The organism is Streptomyces sp. P9-2, assembly GCF_051903975.1.
Taxonomy (GTDB): domain Bacteria; phylum Actinomycetota; class Actinomycetes; order Streptomycetales; family Streptomycetaceae; genus Streptomyces; species Streptomyces cellulosae.
The window spans coordinates 4,979,390-4,996,668 of sequence record NZ_CP192633.1 but is presented as its reverse complement, the minus strand read 5'-3'; the positions used below and the strand labels follow the sequence as shown (position 1 = coordinate 4,996,668).

General features: G+C 66.1%; 10 protein-coding genes, 1 tRNA gene and 3 rRNA genes. 1 reads left to right on the top strand and 13 read right to left on the bottom strand.

What is annotated here, in order from left to right:
* Positions 1–8: 8 nt before the first annotated feature.
* The 8 genes from ACQY0Z_RS22915 to thyX all read right to left on the bottom strand — a co-directional run bounded on the left by ACQY0Z_RS22915 (position 9) and on the right by thyX (position 10,302).
* Positions 9–81: transfer RNA gene (locus tag ACQY0Z_RS22915), tRNA-Thr, on the bottom strand.
* Between the two features lie 74 nt (positions 82–155).
* On the bottom strand, positions 156–818 hold the full coding sequence (locus ACQY0Z_RS22910; RefSeq protein WP_439813375.1) for a DegT/DnrJ/EryC1/StrS family aminotransferase: 663 nt from the start codon (positions 816–818) through the stop codon (positions 156–158).
* A gap of 114 nt (positions 819–932) precedes the next feature.
* Positions 933–1,049 (bottom strand): 5S ribosomal RNA (gene rrf, locus ACQY0Z_RS22905).
* An 89-nt stretch (positions 1,050–1,138) separates the two neighbouring features.
* Positions 1,139–4,262 (bottom strand): 23S ribosomal RNA (locus ACQY0Z_RS22900).
* Positions 4,263–4,572: 310 nt separating this feature from the next.
* Positions 4,573–6,100: ribosomal RNA gene (locus tag ACQY0Z_RS22895) — 16S ribosomal RNA — on the bottom strand.
* The 16S, 23S and 5S rRNA genes sit together here, the layout of an rRNA operon.
* A 496-nt stretch (positions 6,101–6,596) precedes the next feature.
* Positions 6,597–8,282, bottom strand: a complete 1,686-nt coding sequence (locus ACQY0Z_RS22890) for a ribonuclease J (protein WP_254586669.1) — start codon at positions 8,280–8,282, stop codon at positions 6,597–6,599.
* A 153-nt stretch (positions 8,283–8,435) separates the two neighbouring features.
* Complete coding sequence (gene dapA, locus ACQY0Z_RS22885; RefSeq protein WP_381728884.1) at positions 8,436–9,338, bottom strand: 4-hydroxy-tetrahydrodipicolinate synthase; 903 nt, start codon at positions 9,336–9,338, stop codon at positions 8,436–8,438.
* A 223-nt stretch (positions 9,339–9,561) separates the two neighbouring features.
* Complete coding sequence (gene thyX, locus ACQY0Z_RS22880) at positions 9,562–10,302, bottom strand: FAD-dependent thymidylate synthase (protein WP_189906419.1); 741 nt, start codon at positions 10,300–10,302, stop codon at positions 9,562–9,564.
* 149 nt (positions 10,303–10,451) lie between these two features.
* Here thyX and ACQY0Z_RS22875 point away from each other — a divergent pair, with 149 nt between their 5' ends.
* A complete protein-coding gene (locus tag ACQY0Z_RS22875; protein WP_189906427.1) occupies positions 10,452–11,009 on the top strand; it encodes a hypothetical protein in 558 nt (185 codons plus the stop codon).
* Between the two features lie 12 nt (positions 11,010–11,021).
* Here the strand turns inward: ACQY0Z_RS22875 and ACQY0Z_RS22870 are convergent, their stop codons facing one another.
* The 5 genes from ACQY0Z_RS22870 to rpsO form a co-directional block, all read right to left on the bottom strand.
* Complete coding sequence (locus ACQY0Z_RS22870; protein WP_019527148.1) at positions 11,022–11,465, bottom strand: hypothetical protein; 444 nt, start codon at positions 11,463–11,465, stop codon at positions 11,022–11,024.
* Between the two features lie 15 nt (positions 11,466–11,480).
* Positions 11,481–12,233 carry a 4-hydroxy-tetrahydrodipicolinate reductase gene (gene dapB / locus ACQY0Z_RS22865; RefSeq protein ID WP_381728886.1) on the bottom strand — a complete coding sequence of 251 codons (753 nt, stop codon included), beginning with the start codon at positions 12,231–12,233 and terminating at the stop codon, positions 11,481–11,483.
* Positions 12,234–12,271: 38 nt separating this feature from the next.
* A complete protein-coding gene (locus tag ACQY0Z_RS22860) occupies positions 12,272–13,651 on the bottom strand; it encodes a M16 family metallopeptidase (RefSeq protein ID WP_189906415.1) in 1,380 nt (459 codons plus the stop codon).
* Positions 13,648–15,861, bottom strand: a complete 2,214-nt coding sequence (locus ACQY0Z_RS22855; protein WP_189906413.1) for a polyribonucleotide nucleotidyltransferase — start codon at positions 15,859–15,861, stop codon at positions 13,648–13,650. The genes ACQY0Z_RS22860 and ACQY0Z_RS22855 overlap by 4 nt, the downstream gene beginning before the upstream one ends.
* A gap of 998 nt (positions 15,862–16,859) precedes the next feature.
* Positions 16,860–17,147: a 30S ribosomal protein S15 gene (gene rpsO / locus ACQY0Z_RS22850; RefSeq protein ID WP_006130415.1), complete on the bottom strand. Its 288-nt coding sequence runs from the start codon at positions 17,145–17,147 to the stop codon at positions 16,860–16,862.
* Between the last annotated feature and the right edge of the window lie 132 nt (positions 17,148–17,279).

The window sequence follows — 17,279 nt, the reverse complement described above, 5'->3', positions numbered from 1 at the left end:
TCTGGCTGAGCCCCCAAACGGAATCGAACCGTTGACCTTCTCCTTACCATGGAGACGCTCTGCCGACTGAGCTATAGGGGCCTGTTGTCGCTCGGTTTTCCCTCGCGGCAACGGAATAGATCATACCCCGAACGAAGCCGTGCTCATAACCGCACTCAGAGGGCCGGCGCCAGCAGTCCTCCTAGCGCATTGCACACGGACGCTGTCCGCTGCATGTCCCGCTTCGTCAGCGAGCCGTCGACGGGCAGGGCGAGCGTCTCGTCGGCGGCCCGCTCGGTCTCCGGAAGCGACACGTCACGCCGGAACTCGGGCAGCCGGTGCACCGGAGTCGGTACGGGTATCCGGCAGGCAACTCCCTTGGCCCGTACGGCACGTGCGAAGGCGTCCCGGTCGGGCCGCCCGTTGCCGGGCACGCGCACGACGTACTGCTGATAACGGTGGCCGGCGCTTCCCTCGGGCGTTCGCACGCCACGCAGCCGGGCGTCGAGATACGCGGCCCGCTCGCGCCGCCGCGCGGTCTCGTCGCGGGAGACCTCCAACTCGGCGTGCTCCAGCACCAGAAGACCGCGCCGCTGTCCGAGCGTGCGCAACTGCCCCAGGTCGGCGGGGTGTCCGAAGCGGTGGACGACAACGACCGCCGCGGTGCGGGAAGTCAGCGCCGCGTCGACCGCGGCGGGTTCGAGGCAGTACGTCGCCGGGTCTATGTCGGCGAACACGGGCAGCGCGCCCGCGAGCGTCACGGCCCGCGCGACCTCCACGTTGCCGAAGGCCGGTACGACGACCTCGTCACCGGCTCTTACGCCGGCCGCCCTGAGCAGTGCAGCGATTCCCATACTCGGGATGCTCGGCAGGCAACGTGAACGTCAAGTGACGGACAACAAAAAAGGGTTGGTCCCTGAACCGAAGTTCAGGGACCAACCCATGCAAGTATTGTTCGGCGGCGTCCTACTCTCCCACAGGGTCCCCCCTGCAGTACCATCGGCGCTGTAAGGCTTAGCTTCCGGGTTCGGAATGTAACCGGGCGTTTCCCCTACGCTATGACCACCGAAACACTATGAAACTGACAACCGGCACCACACCATGACCTGGCATGGGGTTGTTCATGGTTTCAGAACCAACACAGTGGACGCGAGCAACTGAGGACAAGCCCTCGGCCTATTAGTACCGGTCAACTCCACACGTTACCGTGCTTCCATATCCGGCCTATCAACCCAGTCGTCTACTGGGAGCCTTACCCTCTCATGGAGGTGGGAGCCCTCATCTCGAAGCAGGCTTCCCGCTTAGATGCTTTCAGCGGTTATCCCTCCCGAACGTAGCCAACCAGCCATGCCCTTGGCAGAACAACTGGCACACCAGAGGTTCGTCCGTCCCGGTCCTCTCGTACTAGGGACAGCCCTTCTCAAGACTCCTACGCGCACAGCGGATAGGGACCGAACTGTCTCACGACGTTCTAAACCCAGCTCGCGTACCGCTTTAATGGGCGAACAGCCCAACCCTTGGGACCGACTCCAGCCCCAGGATGCGACGAGCCGACATCGAGGTGCCAAACCATCCCGTCGATATGGACTCTTGGGGAAGATCAGCCTGTTATCCCCGGGGTACCTTTTATCCGTTGAGCGACGGCGCTTCCACAAGCCACCGCCGGATCACTAGTCCCGACTTTCGTCCCTGCTCGACCCGTCGGTCTCACAGTCAAGCTCCCTTGTGCACTTACACTCAACACCTGATTGCCAACCAGGCTGAGGGAACCTTTGGGCGCCTCCGTTACTCTTTAGGAGGCAACCGCCCCAGTTAAACTACCCATCAGACACTGTCCCTGATCCGGATCACGGACCCAGGTTAGACATCCAGCACGACCAGACTGGTATTTCAACGACGACTCCACCCGAACTGGCGTCCGAGCTTCACAGTCTCCCAGCTATCCTACACAAGCCGAACCGAACACCAATATCAAACTGTAGTAAAGGTCCCGGGGTCTTTCCGTCCTGCTGCGCGAAACGAGCATCTTTACTCGTAGTGCAATTTCACCGGGCCTATGGTTGAGACAGTCGAGAAGTCGTTACGCCATTCGTGCAGGTCGGAACTTACCCGACAAGGAATTTCGCTACCTTAGGATGGTTATAGTTACCACCGCCGTTTACTGGCGCTTAAGTTCTCAGCTTCGCCCACCCAAAGGTGAGCTAACCGGTCCCCTTAACGTTCCAGCACCGGGCAGGCGTCAGTCCGTATACATCGCCTTACGGCTTCGCACGGACCTGTGTTTTTAGTAAACAGTCGCTTCTCGCTGGTCTCTGCGGCCACCCCCAGCTCGAGCAGCACGTGCTCTCACCAGGAATGGCCCCCCTTCTCCCGAAGTTACGGGGGCATTTTGCCGAGTTCCTTAACCATAGTTCACCCGAACGCCTCGGTATTCTCTACCTGACCACCTGAGTCGGTTTAGGGTACGGGCCGCCATGAAACTCGCTAGAGGCTTTTCTCGACAGCATAGGATCATCCACTTCACCACAATCGGCTCGGCATCAGGTCTCACCCTTATACGAGTGGCGGATTTACCTACCACTCGGGCTACACCCTTACCCCGGGACAACCACCGCCCGGGATGGACTACCTTCCTGCGTCACCCCATCACTCACCTACTACCAGCTCGGGTCACCGGCTCCACCACTCCGACCTCGTCCGAAGACTCAGCCGGCGGCTTCACGGGCTTAGCATCACTGGATTCGATGTTTGACGCTTCACAGCGGGTACCGGAATATCAACCGGTTATCCATCGACTACGCCTGTCGGCCTCGCCTTAGGTCCCGACTTACCCTGGGCAGATCAGCTTGACCCAGGAACCCTTAGTCAATCGGCGCAAACGTTTCTCACGTTTGTATCGCTACTCATGCCTGCATTCTCACTCGTGAACCGTCCACAACTACCTTCCGGTGCTGCTTCACCCGGCACACGACGCTCCCCTACCCATCCACACAGGCGTTGGCCCTATTGTGTGAATGACACGACTTCGGCGGTACGCTTGAGCCCCGCTACATTGTCGGCGCGGAATCACTAGACCAGTGAGCTATTACGCACTCTTTCAAGGGTGGCTGCTTCTAAGCCAACCTCCTGGTTGTCTGTGCGACTCCACATCCTTTCCCACTTAGCGTACGCTTAGGGGCCTTAGTCGATGCTCTGGGCTGTTTCCCTCTCGACCATGGAGCTTATCCCCCACAGTCTCACTGCCGCGCTCTCACTTACCGGCATTCGGAGTTTGGCTAAGGTCAGTAACCCGGTAGGGCCCATCGCCTATCCAGTGCTCTACCTCCGGCAAGAAACACACGACGCTGCACCTAAATGCATTTCGGGGAGAACCAGCTATCACGGAGTTTGATTGGCCTTTCACCCCTAACCACAGGTCATCCCCCAGGTTTTCAACCCTGGTGGGTTCGGTCCTCCACGAAGTCTTACCTCCGCTTCAACCTGCCCATGGCTAGATCACTCCGCTTCGGGTCTTGAGCGTGCTACTGAAACGCCCTGTTCGGACTCGCTTTCGCTACGGCTTCCCCACCCGGGTTAACCTCGCAACACACCGCAAACTCGCAGGCTCATTCTTCAAAAGGCACGCAGTCACGACGCAAGGACAAGTCCTTGCGCGACGCTCCCACGGCTTGTAGGCACACGGTTTCAGGTACTATTTCACTCCGCTCCCGCGGTACTTTTCACCATTCCCTCACGGTACTATCCGCTATCGGTCACCAGGGAATATTTAGGCTTAGCGGGTGGTCCCGCCAGATTCACACGGGATTTCTCGGGCCCCGTGCTACTTGGGTGTCTCTCAAACGAGCCGCTGACGTTTCGACTACGGGGGTCTTACCCTCTACGCCGGACCTTTCGCATGTCCTTCGCCTACATCAACGGTTTCTGACTCGTCTCATGGCCGGCAGACCATGAAAGAGAGATCCCACAACCCCCACGACGCAACCCCTGCCGGGTCTCACACGTCGTAGGTTTGGCCTCATCCGGTTTCGCTCGCCACTACTCCCGGAATCACGGTTGTTTTCTCTTCCTGCGGGTACTGAGATGTTTCACTTCCCCGCGTTCCCTCCACACTGCCTATGTGTTCAGCAGCGGGTGACAGCCCATGACGACTGCCGGGTTTCCCCATTCGGACACCCCCGGATCAAAGCCTGGTTGACGACTCCCCGGGGCCTATCGTGGCCTCCCACGTCCTTCATCGGTTCCTGGTGCCAAGGCATCCACCGTGCGCCCTTAAAAACTTGGCCACAGATGCTCGCGTCCACTGTGCAGTTCTCAAACAACGACCAACCACCCATCACCCCAAGCCATACGGCTCGAGTGCACTGGGGCCGGCACTGAAGGCGACCACACGGCCGTACCCTCAGACACCCAACAGCGTGCCCGACACAGTCAGTTGACCAGATCAGCGTTCCACGCCCCGAAGAGCAGTACTAGCGCCTGGTCCATCCTGGACCGTGCCGAGTAGTCAACGTTCCACCCATGAGCAACCAGCATCAGACGTTCGCTGATGAACTGGCCTCTGGACTGCCGAGGCAGCCTAGAAGTGCTCCTTAGAAAGGAGGTGATCCAGCCGCACCTTCCGGTACGGCTACCTTGTTACGACTTCGTCCCAATCGCCAGTCCCACCTTCGACAGCTCCCTCCCCACAAGGGGGTTGGGCCACCGGCTTCGGGTGTTACCGACTTTCGTGACGTGACGGGCGGTGTGTACAAGGCCCGGGAACGTATTCACCGCAGCAATGCTGATCTGCGATTACTAGCGACTCCGACTTCATGGGGTCGAGTTGCAGACCCCAATCCGAACTGAGACCGGCTTTTTGAGATTCGCTCCACCTCGCGGTATCGCAGCTCATTGTACCGGCCATTGTAGCACGTGTGCAGCCCAAGACATAAGGGGCATGATGACTTGACGTCGTCCCCACCTTCCTCCGAGTTGACCCCGGCGGTCTCCCGTGAGTCCCCAGCACCACAAGGGCCTGCTGGCAACACGGGACAAGGGTTGCGCTCGTTGCGGGACTTAACCCAACATCTCACGACACGAGCTGACGACAGCCATGCACCACCTGTACACCGACCACAAGGGGGACCCTGTCTCCAGGGTTTTCCGGTGTATGTCAAGCCTTGGTAAGGTTCTTCGCGTTGCGTCGAATTAAGCCACATGCTCCGCCGCTTGTGCGGGCCCCCGTCAATTCCTTTGAGTTTTAGCCTTGCGGCCGTACTCCCCAGGCGGGGCACTTAATGCGTTAGCTGCGGCACGGACGACGTGGAATGTCGCCCACACCTAGTGCCCACCGTTTACGGCGTGGACTACCAGGGTATCTAATCCTGTTCGCTCCCCACGCTTTCGCTCCTCAGCGTCAGTATCGGCCCAGAGATCCGCCTTCGCCACCGGTGTTCCTCCTGATATCTGCGCATTTCACCGCTACACCAGGAATTCCGATCTCCCCTACCGAACTCTAGCCTGCCCGTATCGACTGCAGACCCGGGGTTAAGCCCCGGGCTTTCACAACCGACGCGACAAGCCGCCTACGAGCTCTTTACGCCCAATAATTCCGGACAACGCTCGCGCCCTACGTATTACCGCGGCTGCTGGCACGTAGTTAGCCGGCGCTTCTTCTGCAGGTACCGTCACTTTCGCTTCTTCCCTGCTGAAAGAGGTTTACAACCCGAAGGCCGTCATCCCTCACGCGGCGTCGCTGCATCAGGCTTTCGCCCATTGTGCAATATTCCCCACTGCTGCCTCCCGTAGGAGTCTGGGCCGTGTCTCAGTCCCAGTGTGGCCGGTCGCCCTCTCAGGCCGGCTACCCGTCGTCGCCTTGGTGAGCCATTACCTCACCAACAAGCTGATAGGCCGCGGGCTCATCCTGCACCGCCGGAGCTTTCGATCACCAAGGATGCCCAAGGCGATCAGTATCCGGTATTAGACCCCGTTTCCAGGGCTTGTCCCAGAGTGCAGGGCAGATTGCCCACGTGTTACTCACCCGTTCGCCACTAATCCACCCCGAAGGGCTTCATCGTTCGACTTGCATGTGTTAAGCACGCCGCCAGCGTTCGTCCTGAGCCAGGATCAAACTCTCCGTGAATGTTTACCCGTGATCGGGTGCACACATCACGAGAGCGGAACATCGGGAGGAATAATCCCGACGTTCACAGCGTCCTCGCTGTGTATTTCTTCAAAGGAACCTCGCCTCAGAGAGACGGGGTATCAACATATCTGGCGTTGACTTTTGGCACGCTGTTGAGTTCTCAAGGAACGGACGCTTCCTTTGTACTCACCCTCTCGGGCTTTCCTCCGGGCGCTTCCCTTCGGTCTTGCGTTTCCGACTCTATCAGATCTTTCCGATCCGATTTCCTCGGTGCTTTCCAGTCCGGCGTTTTCGCGCTTTCCTTTCCGGCGGACCCGACTTTATCAGAGATTCTGAGCCGGTTTTCCCACCCTCACCGGGCACTGGTGTCCGACCGCATGAAGTGGCCGGGTGCCCGCTCGGGAGGAGTTGTAAACGTACTGGAGCGGGGCGCCCCGATGCAAATCGAGGCGCCCCGCTGCCGGTTGACGCGTGTGCGGCGTCCGACGGTCCGTCAGACCTCGACCACCACGGGCAGGATCATCGGCCGGCGGCGGTAGGTGTCGGAGACCCACTTGCCCAGCGTGCGGCGGATGAGCTGCTGCAGCTGGTGGGGGTCGACGATCCCGTCCTGCGCCGTGCGCTCGAGCGTCTCGGTGATCCGCGGGATCACATCGCCGAACGCCGAGTCCTCGATGCCGGAGCCGCGGGCCTGGATGTGCGGTCCGCCGGTGATCTTGCCGGTGGAGGCGTCCAGGACCACGAACACCGAGATGATGCCCTCGTCGCCGAGGATCTTGCGGTCCTTGAGCGCCGGTTCACCGACGTCACCGACGGAGAGGCCGTCGACGTAGACGTAGCCCGCCTGGACCTTGCCGACGATCTTGGCCTTGCCCTGGACGAGGTCGACGACCACGCCGTCCTCGGCGATGACGATGCGGTCGTGCGGGACGCCGGTGAGGGCGCCCAGTTCGGCGTTGGAGCGCAGATGGCGCCACTCGCCATGGACCGGCATCAGGTTCTTCGGGCGGCAGATGTTGTAGAAGTACAGCAGCTCGCCGGCCGAGGCGTGTCCGGAGACGTGCACCTTGGCATTGCCCTTGTGGACGACGTTGGCTCCCCAGCGGGTCAGGCCGTTGATCACGCGGTAGACCGCGTTCTCGTTGCCGGGGATCAGCGACGACGCCAGGATCACCGTGTCGCCCTCGACGATGCGGATCTGGTGGTCGCGGTTGGCCATGCGGGACAGCGCGGCCATCGGCTCGCCCTGGGAGCCCGTGCAGACCAGGACCACCTCGCTGTCGGGGAGGTCGTCGAGCGTCTTGACGTCCACGACCAGACCCGGAGGCACCTTGAGATAGCCCAGGTCACGGGCGATGCCCATGTTCCGCACCATCGAGCGGCCGACGAAGGCGACCCGGCGGCCGTACTCGTAGGCGGCGTCCAGGATCTGCTGGATGCGGTGGACGTGGCTGGCGAAGCTCGCCACGATGATCCGCTTGCGGGCGCCGGCGAAGACCTGGCGCAGCACGTTGGAGATGTCGCGCTCGGGCGGGACGAAGCCCGGGACCTCGGCGTTCGTGGAGTCGGAGAGGAGGAGGTCGATGCCCTCCTCGCTGAGCCGGGCGAACGCGTGCAGGTCCGTGAGGCGGTTGTCCAGCGGGAGCTGGTCCATCTTGAAGTCGCCCGTGTGCACCGCCATGCCGGCGGGCGTGCGGATGGCGACGGCCAGCGCGTCCGGGATGGAGTGGTTGACCGCCACGAACTCGCAGTCGAAGGGGCCGATGCGCTCGCGCTGCCCCTCCGCGACCTGGAGGGTGTACGGGCGGATGCGGTGCTCCTGGAGCTTGGCCTCGATCAGGGCGAGGGTGAGCTTGGAGCCGATCAGCGGGATGTCCGGCTTCTCGCGCAGCAGGAAGGGGACGCCGCCGATGTGGTCCTCGTGACCATGGGTGAGGACGATGCCCTCGATGTCGTCGAGACGGTCCCGGATGGACGAGAAGTCGGGCAGGATCAGGTCGATTCCGGGCTGTTCCTCCTCGGGGAAGAGCACTCCGCAGTCGACGATCAGCAGGCGGCCGCCGTACTCGAAGACCGTCATGTTGCGGCCGATCTCGCCGAGGCCGCCGAGCGGGGTGACCCGCAGGCCGCCTTCGGGGAGCGGCGGGGGCGGGCCGAGTTCAGGATGCGGATGACTCAAAAGACTCTCCTCACCACACGCGCCACGTACCGGTTGGGCACGTGGCGCGCATGACGTTCGTGCAGAAGCAGTTGTCGTTGGATGTGCGGGCACCGGTGGCCCGCGTATTCAGTTGTGGAGTCGATCTGCGCGCCCGGGGCGCGCGAAGTCTGATTACTGGAGTTGTACCCCGCCCGCGGCAAGATCGATCTTGAGCTGCTCGATCTCTTCGGGCGTGCACTCGACCATGGGGGCGCGCAGGGGTCCCGCGGGGAGGCCCTTGAGCGCGAGCGCCGCCTTGGTGGTCATGACGCCCTGGGTGCGGAACATTCCCGTGTAGACGGGGAGCAGCTTCTGGTGGATCTCGGTGGCCTTCTGGACGTCGCCGGAGGTGTACGCCTCGACCAGGGCGCGCAGCTCGGGGGTGACGACGTGGCCGACGACGGAGACGAAGCCGACCGCGCCGATGGAGAGCAGCGGCAGGTTGAGCATGTCGTCGCCGGAGTACCAGGCGAGACCGGTGCGGGCGATGGCCCAGCCGGCGCGGCCGAGGTCGCCCTTGGCGTCCTTGTTGGCGACGATCCGCGGGTGCTCGGCGAGGCGGACGATCGTCTCGGTGCTGATCGGGACGCCGCTGCGGCCGGGGATGTCGTAGAGCATCACGGGCAGCTCGGCGGCGTCGGCGACGGCCGTGAAGTGCCGGTAGAGGCCCTCCTGCGGGGGCTTGTTGTAGTACGGCGTGACGACCAGCAGGCCGTGTGCGCCGGCGCGCTCCGCGGCGCGGGCCAGCTCCATGCTGTGGTGGGTGTCGTTGGTGCCGACACCGGCCACGACGTGGGCGCGGTCGCCGACCGCCTCCACGATCGCCCGTACGAGATCCGATTTCTCCGCGTCACTGGTGGTGGGGGACTCGCCGGTGGTGCCGTTGACGATCAGGCCGTCGTTGCCTGCGTCCACCAGGTGGGTGGCGAGCCGCTGTGCGCCGTCGAGGTCGAGTGCGCCGTCCGCCGTGAAGGGCGTGACCATGGCGGTGAGGACCCGCCCGAAGGGGGTCTGCGGAGTCGAGGTCGGAGCCATGGGTTACACGCTACTCGTTGCTCAGGTCGGGGTCTTCCCTCGGGGGAGGCGACGGAGGGGTGCGAAGGGGGGACCCGGCACTGCCTGCTCGGGGGTTCAGGCAGTGCCGGGCCCGTTTGATCAGGCTAGATGAACTTCGCGAAATGCCGCAATACGGACACTTCGCGTGGCTGATGCGCACACCAGTGCTCGCCTGCCGCGCCGGGGCGCGGGAGGGCGCCCGTTACGGGGCGACGCGCCCGTTGGCGTTGAAGGCGGCGTAGGTCAGCGGCATCAGGCGGGCCCACTCGGCCTCCATCTTCTCGCCGACCATCTCGATCTCCCGCTGCGGGAAGGACGGCACCTTGGCCAGCTCGTGCTGGGTGCGCAGGCCGAGGAAGTGCATCAGCGAGCGGGCGTTGCAGGTCGCGTACATCGACGAGTACAGGCCGACGGGGAGGACCGAGCGGGCGACCTCGCGGGCCACGCCGGCGGCCAGCATCTCCTGGTAGGCCTCGTAGGACTGCCGGTAGGAGTCCTCCATGGCGCGTCCGACGAGCTTCTGCTGGTCGGCGGTGCCCTCGACGAAGCGGTACTTGCCGGGGCGGCCCTCCTGGACCAGCTTGCGGTCGGCGTCGGGGACGTAGAAGACCGGCTGGAGCTCCCGGTAGCGGCCCGACTCCTCGTTGTACGACCAGCCGACCCGGTGCCGCATGAACTCGCGGAAGACGAAGATCGGGGCGCTGACGAAGAAGGTCATCGAGTTGTGCTCGAAGGGGCTGCCGTGCCGGTCCCGCATCAGGTAGTTGATCAGGCCCTTGGACCGCTCGGGGTCCTTCTGCAGCTCGTCCAGCGACTGCTCGCCGAGCGTCGAGACACGGGCAGCGAACAGCACGTCGGCGTCGGACGCGGTGTGCTTCACCAGCTCGACGGTCACATCGCTGCGGAAACTCGGCTTGAGGTCGTCGGCAGGGGTGTCGGTCACGGCGCGGAGGGTCCTTCCATCACTTCTGGGGCGCCGCCCACTCTACGGCGCGGACGCGGGGCCGTCCGGACCCCCGAGGGTGGTGACGGGTGACACAGATCGATAGCCTCACCGGGCACAGCCCCTGCATGGATCGAGTGAGGACCACCGTGCCCCTGCCCTTCCTGACGGCCGACCGCGCCTTCGACACGACGGACGACGTCGCGCTGCCGTACGACGACCGGGACCGCTGGCGGCGTCCCTACCGGCCCGGCCCCTGGCGGGTCGGCGCGGCCGCGGTCCTGCTGCTGCTCGCCTCGTTCGTGCTCTTCTCGTCCGTGATCATCGCGGCGACGGCCACGCCCGCGTCGGCGGCGACCGTGTTCGGGTTCGCGCTGGTCATCGTGGTGGCAGCGCTGCGGCTGCTGCGCATGGGGGTGTGGGTGAGCGCCCGGGGGCTGCGTCACGTGGCCTTCGTCAGCACCCGTACGACGGCCTGGGACCAGGTCACGGCGGTGCGTACGGTGCAGCAGCCGGTGCGCTGGCTGGGGCTGCCCAGGACCGTGCAGGGGCAGGCGCTCGTGATGAACCGGCGGGGCCGCTCGGCGCAGGGGCCGGCGCCGCTGCTGACCTCGCACAACGCGGACTTCCTGGGACGCGACCCGCTCGCCTTCGACCGCGCGGCCGACACGGTCGAGGCGTGGGCGGACGAGTACGGGCGGCCGTGAGGGCGGGACGCCTTACGAGGCGGTCTTGCGCAGCGCGATGGCCCGCTGCATCGCCTTGCGGGCGCGCGGGGTGTCCCGGGCATCGTGGTAGGCCACGGCGAGGCGGAACCAACTGCGCCAGTCGTCGGGCGCGTCCTCCGTCTCGGCCTTGCGCAGCGCGAAGATCTCGTCGGCCGACTCGCGGTCGATACGGCCGCTGGGCAGCCGCCTGAGGTTGTCCACGGGCAGGCCGCCCTCGGCGTCCAGCTCGGCGGCGAGGCGGTTGGCGTCCCGTACGAACTGGGTGTTCTTCCAGAGGAACCACACGCCGATGACCGGCAGGATCAGCACGGCCACCCCGAAGGTGACCGTGAGGAGCGTGCCGGCCTTGATGAGCAGCACGCCGCGGCTGCCGACCAGGACGAAGTAGACGACCAGGACGGCGGCCGTGAGGGCGTAGGAGATCTTCGCGCGCATAGGGGTGTGACCGGCTCAGTTCAGGTCGAGGAAGTGTTCCAGGCCGAAGGTGAGGCCGGGATTGGTCACCACGCGGCGCACGCCGAGCAGGATGCCCGGCATGAAGCTGCTGTGGTGCAGGGAGTCGTGGCGGACGGTGAGGGTCTCGCCCTCGGCGCCGAGCAGGACCTCCTGGTGGGCGAGGAGGCCGCGCAGCCGGACCGCGTGCACCGGGACCCCGTCGACGTCCGCGCCGCGGGCGCCGTCGAGGGCGGTGGTGGTGGCGTCCGGGGCGGGCGCGCTGCCGGCCTGGCGGCGGGCCTCGGCGATGAGCTGGGCGGTGCGCGTGGCGGTGCCGCTGGGGGCGTCCACCTTGTTGGGGTGGTGCAGCTCCACGACCTCGACGGACTCGAAGTAGGGGGCGGCGATCTGGGCGAACTTCATGGTCAGCACGGCGCCGATGGAGAAGTTCGGGGCGATGAGCACGCCCGTCTCCGGGGACTGGTCGAGCCACCCCCTGAGCTGCGCGAGGCGGTCGTCGGTCCAGCCGGTGGTGCCGACCACCGCGTGGATGCCGTGGCGCACGCAGAAGTCGAGGTTGCCCATGACCGAGGCGGGGGTGGTCAGCTCGACGGCGACCTGGGCGCCGGTCTCGGCGAGGGTCTCCAGCTTGTCGCCCCGGCCGAGGGCGGCGACCAGTTCCATGTCCTCGGCGGCCTCGACCGCCCGTACCGCCTCGGAGCCGATCCGGCCCTTGGCGCCGAGGACCGCCACGCGCAGCTTGCTCATGTCTGTTGCTTCCTTACCGGGTGTGGTGCCGGGGTGGGTCAGGCGACGGCCTCGTGCAGCCGGGCCGCCTGCTTGTCCTTCAGCGGGCCGATGACCGACAGGGAGGGCCGCCGTCCCAGGATGTCCCGGGCGACCGAGCGCACGTCGTCCGGGGTGACCGAGGCTATCCGGGACAGCATGTCGTCGACCGACATCTGCTCGCCCCAGCACAGCTCGCTCTTGCCGATACGGTTCATCAGCGCGCCGGTGTCCTCCAGGCCGAGGACGGTGGAGCCCCTGAGCTGGCCGATGGCACGCTCGATCTCGTCGTCGGGCAGTCCGTGCTCGGCGACCTGGTCCAGCTCGTCGCGGCAGATCTTCAGCACGTCGTGCACCTGGGAGGGCCGGCAGCCCGCGTACACCCCGAACAGGCCGCAGTCGGCGAAGCCCGACGTGTACGAGTACACGCTGTAGGCCAGGCCGCGTTTCTCGCGGACCTCCTGGAAGAGGCGGGAGGACATGCCGCCGCCGAGGGCGGTGTTCAGCACGCCGAGAGCCCAGCGCCGCTCGTCCGTCCGGGCGAGGCCCGGCATGCCGAGCACGATGTGCGCCTGCTCCGTCTTGCGGCCGAGCAGCTCCACGCGCCCGGCGGTGCGCAGGGCGCGCCGGCCGCCGCGCGGGGCGATCGGCTGCGCCTCGGGGTCCTTGAGCGCGCCGGCCTTCTCGAAGGCGGCGCGGACCTGGCGGACGACCTTGTTGTGGTCGACGTTGCCCGCGCAGGAGACCACCAGGTGCGTGGGGTCGTAGTGCTTCTTGTAGAAGCGGCGGATGCGGTCGGCGGTGAGGGCGTTGACCGTGTCGACCGTGCCGAGGACGGGGCGGCCGAGCGGGTTGTCGCCGAACATCGTGTGCGCGAACAGGTCGTGCACGCAGTCGCCCGGGTCGTCCTCGGTCATCGCGATCTCTTCGAGGATGGCGCCGCGCTCGACGTCGACGTCCTCCTCGCGGATCACCGAGCCGGTCAGCATGTCGCACACCACGTCGATGGCGAGCGGCAGGTCGGTGTCGAGCACGCGCGCGTAGTAGCACGTGTACTCCTTGGCCGTGAACGCGTTCATCTCGCCGCCGACGGCGTCGATGGCGGCGGAGATGTCCAGCGCTGAGCGGGTGGCCGTCCCCTTGAAGAGCAGGTGCTCCAGGTAGTGGGTGGCGCCGTTGAGGGCCGGGGTCTCGTCGCGGGAGCCGACGTGCGCCCAGATGCCGAAGGTCGCGGAGCGGACCGAGGGCAGGGTCTCGGTGACGATGCGCAGTCCGCCCGGGAGGGTGGTCCTGCGCACCGTGCCGATGCCGTTCTCGCCCTTGATGAGGGTTTGGGTACGGGCGACGGCCCGCGCCTCCGAGGAGGTGCGGGCCGTCGCCTTGGAGCCACGGGACGTCACTTGTCGGCGTCGTCCTTCTTGTCGTCGTCCTCGCCCTCGATCACGGGGATCAGGGAGAGCTTGCCGCGGGAGTCGATCTCGGCGATCTCCACCTGGACCTTGTGGCCCACGCCGAGGACGTCCTCGACGTTCTCCACGCGCTTGCCGCCGGCCAGCTTGCGGATCTGCGAGATGTGCAGCAGACCGTCCTTGCCGGGGAGCAGCGAGACGAACGCGCCGAAGGTCGTGGTCTTGACGACCGTGCCCAGGTAGCGCTCGCCGACCTCGGGCATCGTCGGGTTGGCGATGCCGTTGATCGTGGCGCGGGCGGCCTCGGCGGCCGGGCCGTCGGAGGCACCGATGTAGATCGTGCCGTCGTCCTCGATCGTGATCTCGGCGCCGGTGTCCTCCTGGATCTGGTTGATCATCTTGCCCTTGGGGCCGATGACCTCGCCGATCTTGTCGACCGGGATCTTCACGGTGATGATCCGCGGCGCGTTGGGGGACATCTCGTCCGGCGTGTCGATCGCTTCCATCATCACGTCGAGGATGTGGAGGCGGGCGTCACGGGCCTGCTTGAGAGCGGCGGCCAGGACGGAGGCGGGGATGCCGTCCAGCTTGGTGTCGAGCTGGAGGGCGGTCACGAACTCCTTGGTGCCGGCGACCTTGAAGTCCATGTCGCCGAAGGCGTCCTCCGCACCGAGGATGTCGGTGAGGGTGACGTAGTGCGTCTCGCCCTCGATCTCCTGGGAGATCAGGCCCATGGCGATACCGGCGACGGGGGCCTTCAGCGGCACACCGGCGTTCAGCAGCGACATGGTGGAGGCGCAGACGGAGCCCATGGACGTCGAGCCGTTGGAGCCGAGGGCCTCGGACACCTGACGGATCGCGTAGGGGAACTCCTCGCGGGTCGGCAGGACCGGGATCAGGGCGCGCTCGGCGAGGGCGCCGTGACCGATCTCGCGGCGCTTCGGGGAGCCGACGCGGCCGGTCTCGCCGGTGGAGTACGGCGGGAAGTTGTAGTTGTGCATGTAGCGCTTGCGGGTCACCGGGGAGAGGGTGTCCAGCTGCTGCTCCATGCGCAGCATGTTCAGCGTGGTGACGCCCAGGATCTGGGTCTCACCGCGCTCGAACAGCGCCGAGCCGTGCACGCGCGGGATGGCCTCGACCTCGGCGGCCAGGGTGCGGATGTCGGTGACACCGCGGCCGTCGATGCGCTTCTTCTCCTTGATGACGCGCTCGCGCACCAGGGACTTGGTCAGCGCGCGGTACGCGGCGGAGATCTCCTTCTCGCGGCCCTCGAACTCCGGCAGGAGCTTCTCGGCGGCGAGCTGCTTGACGCGGTCCAGCTCGGCCTCGCGCTCCTGCTTGCCGGCGATGGTGAGCGCCTGGGCGAGCTCGGGCTTGACGGCCGCGGTGAGCGCCTCCAGGACGTCGTCCTGGAAGTCGAGGAAGATCGGGAACTCGGCGGTCGGCTTGGCGGCCTTCGCGGCGAGGTCGGCCTGGGCCTTGCAGAGCACCTTGATGAAGGGCTTCGCGGCGTCCAGACCGGCGGCGACGACCTCCTCGGTCGGCGCCTCGGCGCCGCCCTCGACGAGCTTGATCGTCTTCTCGGTGGCCTCGGCCTCGACCATCATGATCGCGACGTCGCCGTCCTCCAGGGTGCGGCCCGCGACGACCATGTCGAAGACGGCGTCCTCGAGCTCGGTGTGCGTCGGGAACGCGACCCACTGGCCGCGGATCAGCGCGACGCGGACGCCGCCGATCGGGCCGGAGAAGGGCAGGCCGGCCAGCTGCGTGGACGCGGAGGCGGCGTTGATCGCCACGACGTCGTACAGGTGGTCGGGGTTGAGCGCCATGATCGTGGCGACGACCTGGATCTCGTTGCGCAGGCCCTTCTTGAAGGACGGGCGCAGCGGGCGGTCGATCAGACGGCAGGTGAGGATGGCGTCCTCGGAGGGACGGCCCTCGCGGCGGAAGAACGAGCCGGGGATCTTCCCGGCCGCGTACATCCGCTCCTCGACGTCCACCGTGAGGGGGAAGAAGTCGAGCTGGTCCTTGGGGTTCTTGGAAGCGGTGGTGGCCGACAGCACCATGGTGTCGTCGTCCAGGTAGGCCACGGCGGAGCCGGCGGCCTGACGGGCCAGGCGGCCCGTCTCGAAGCGGATGGTGCGGGTGCCGAAGGAGCCGTTGTCGATGACGGCCTCGGCGTAGTGGGTCTCGTTCTCCACCAGCGTTTTCTCCGTTACTTGTCGTCTTTCGTCCCTCCCGCCCGTGTGGCGGGGGGACGGGGCGGAGAAGCGCTCCACTGGTGCGGGCCGGTCTTCGATCGAAGCACCCGGGGTTGACTCTCCCGGGGGCCACTACCGAGGACCGGCGGCGGCGAGGTGCGCTTCCCCTCGTACGGGGGACGTCGGGTGACGTCCGGGGTGGACGTCGGGTGACGCCCTGGGTGGACGTCGGGTGACGCCCTGGGTGGACGTCGGGTGACGCCCTGGGTGGACGTCGGGTGACGCCCTGGGTGGACGTCGGGTGACGCCCTGGGTGGACGTCGGGTGACGCCCTGGGTGGACGTCGGGTGACGCCCTGGGTGGACGTCGGGTGACGCCCTGGGTGGACGTCGGGTGACGCCCTGGGTGGACGTCGGGTGACGCCCTGGGTGGACGTCGGGTGACGCCCTGGGTGGACGTCGGGTGACGCCCTGGGTGGACGTCGGGTGACGCCCTGGGTGGACGTCGGGTGACGCCCTGGGTGGACGTCGGGTGACGCCCTGGGTGGACGTCGGGTGACGCCCTGGGTGGACGTCGGGTGACGCCCTGGGTGGACGTCGGGTGACGCCCTGGGTGGACGTCGGGTGACGCCCTGGGTGGACGTCGGGTGACGCCCTGGGTGGACGTCGGGTGACGCCCTGGGTGGACGTCGGGTGACGCCCTGGGTGGACGTCGGGTGACGTCCGGGCGGAAGCCGGAGGGCTTCCTGGGCGGGCGTCGGGTGACGTCCGGGCGGACGCCGAATGGCGTCCAAGGTGGACGTCGGTGATGTCCGCGAGGGACATCGGGTGACGTCCGGTGTGATGGTCCGTGGGTCGCATACCCTATGCGGCGCCGGTCATCACGCTGAGTCGTAGTTCTTGCGTTGTGCTACCACACTACAAAGGGGCAGTGACACTCCGCACGTACAGCAAAGGGAGCGGCCCCCTTGTCCCGGGAACCGCTCCCTTCACGGCGTCTTACTTGGCGCCCGCCGCACCGCGGCGGATGCCGAGGCGCTCGACCAGCGCACGGAAGCGCTGGATGTCCTTCTTGGCGAGGTACTGCAGGAGCCGGCGGCGCTGACCGACGAGGATCAGCAGGCCACGGCGGGAGTGGTGGTCGTGCTTGTGGGTCTTCAGGTGCTCCGTCAGGTCGGAGATCCGACGGGACAGCAGAGCGACCTGGACCTCGGGGGAGCCGGTGTCACCCTCCTTGGTGCCGAACTCGGAGATGATCTGCTTCTTCACTGCGGCGTCGAGCGACACGCGTACTCCTCATGATCTGTGAGTGGCCACCGAGTGCCCCCGGTCTGCTTCTCGGGGGGTCTTCCATGACTCGGAAGGCGGGGATCCGCTGGGCGCGGCCTCCAGAGCAGGTCGCTCCGGGGGTGCGTACAC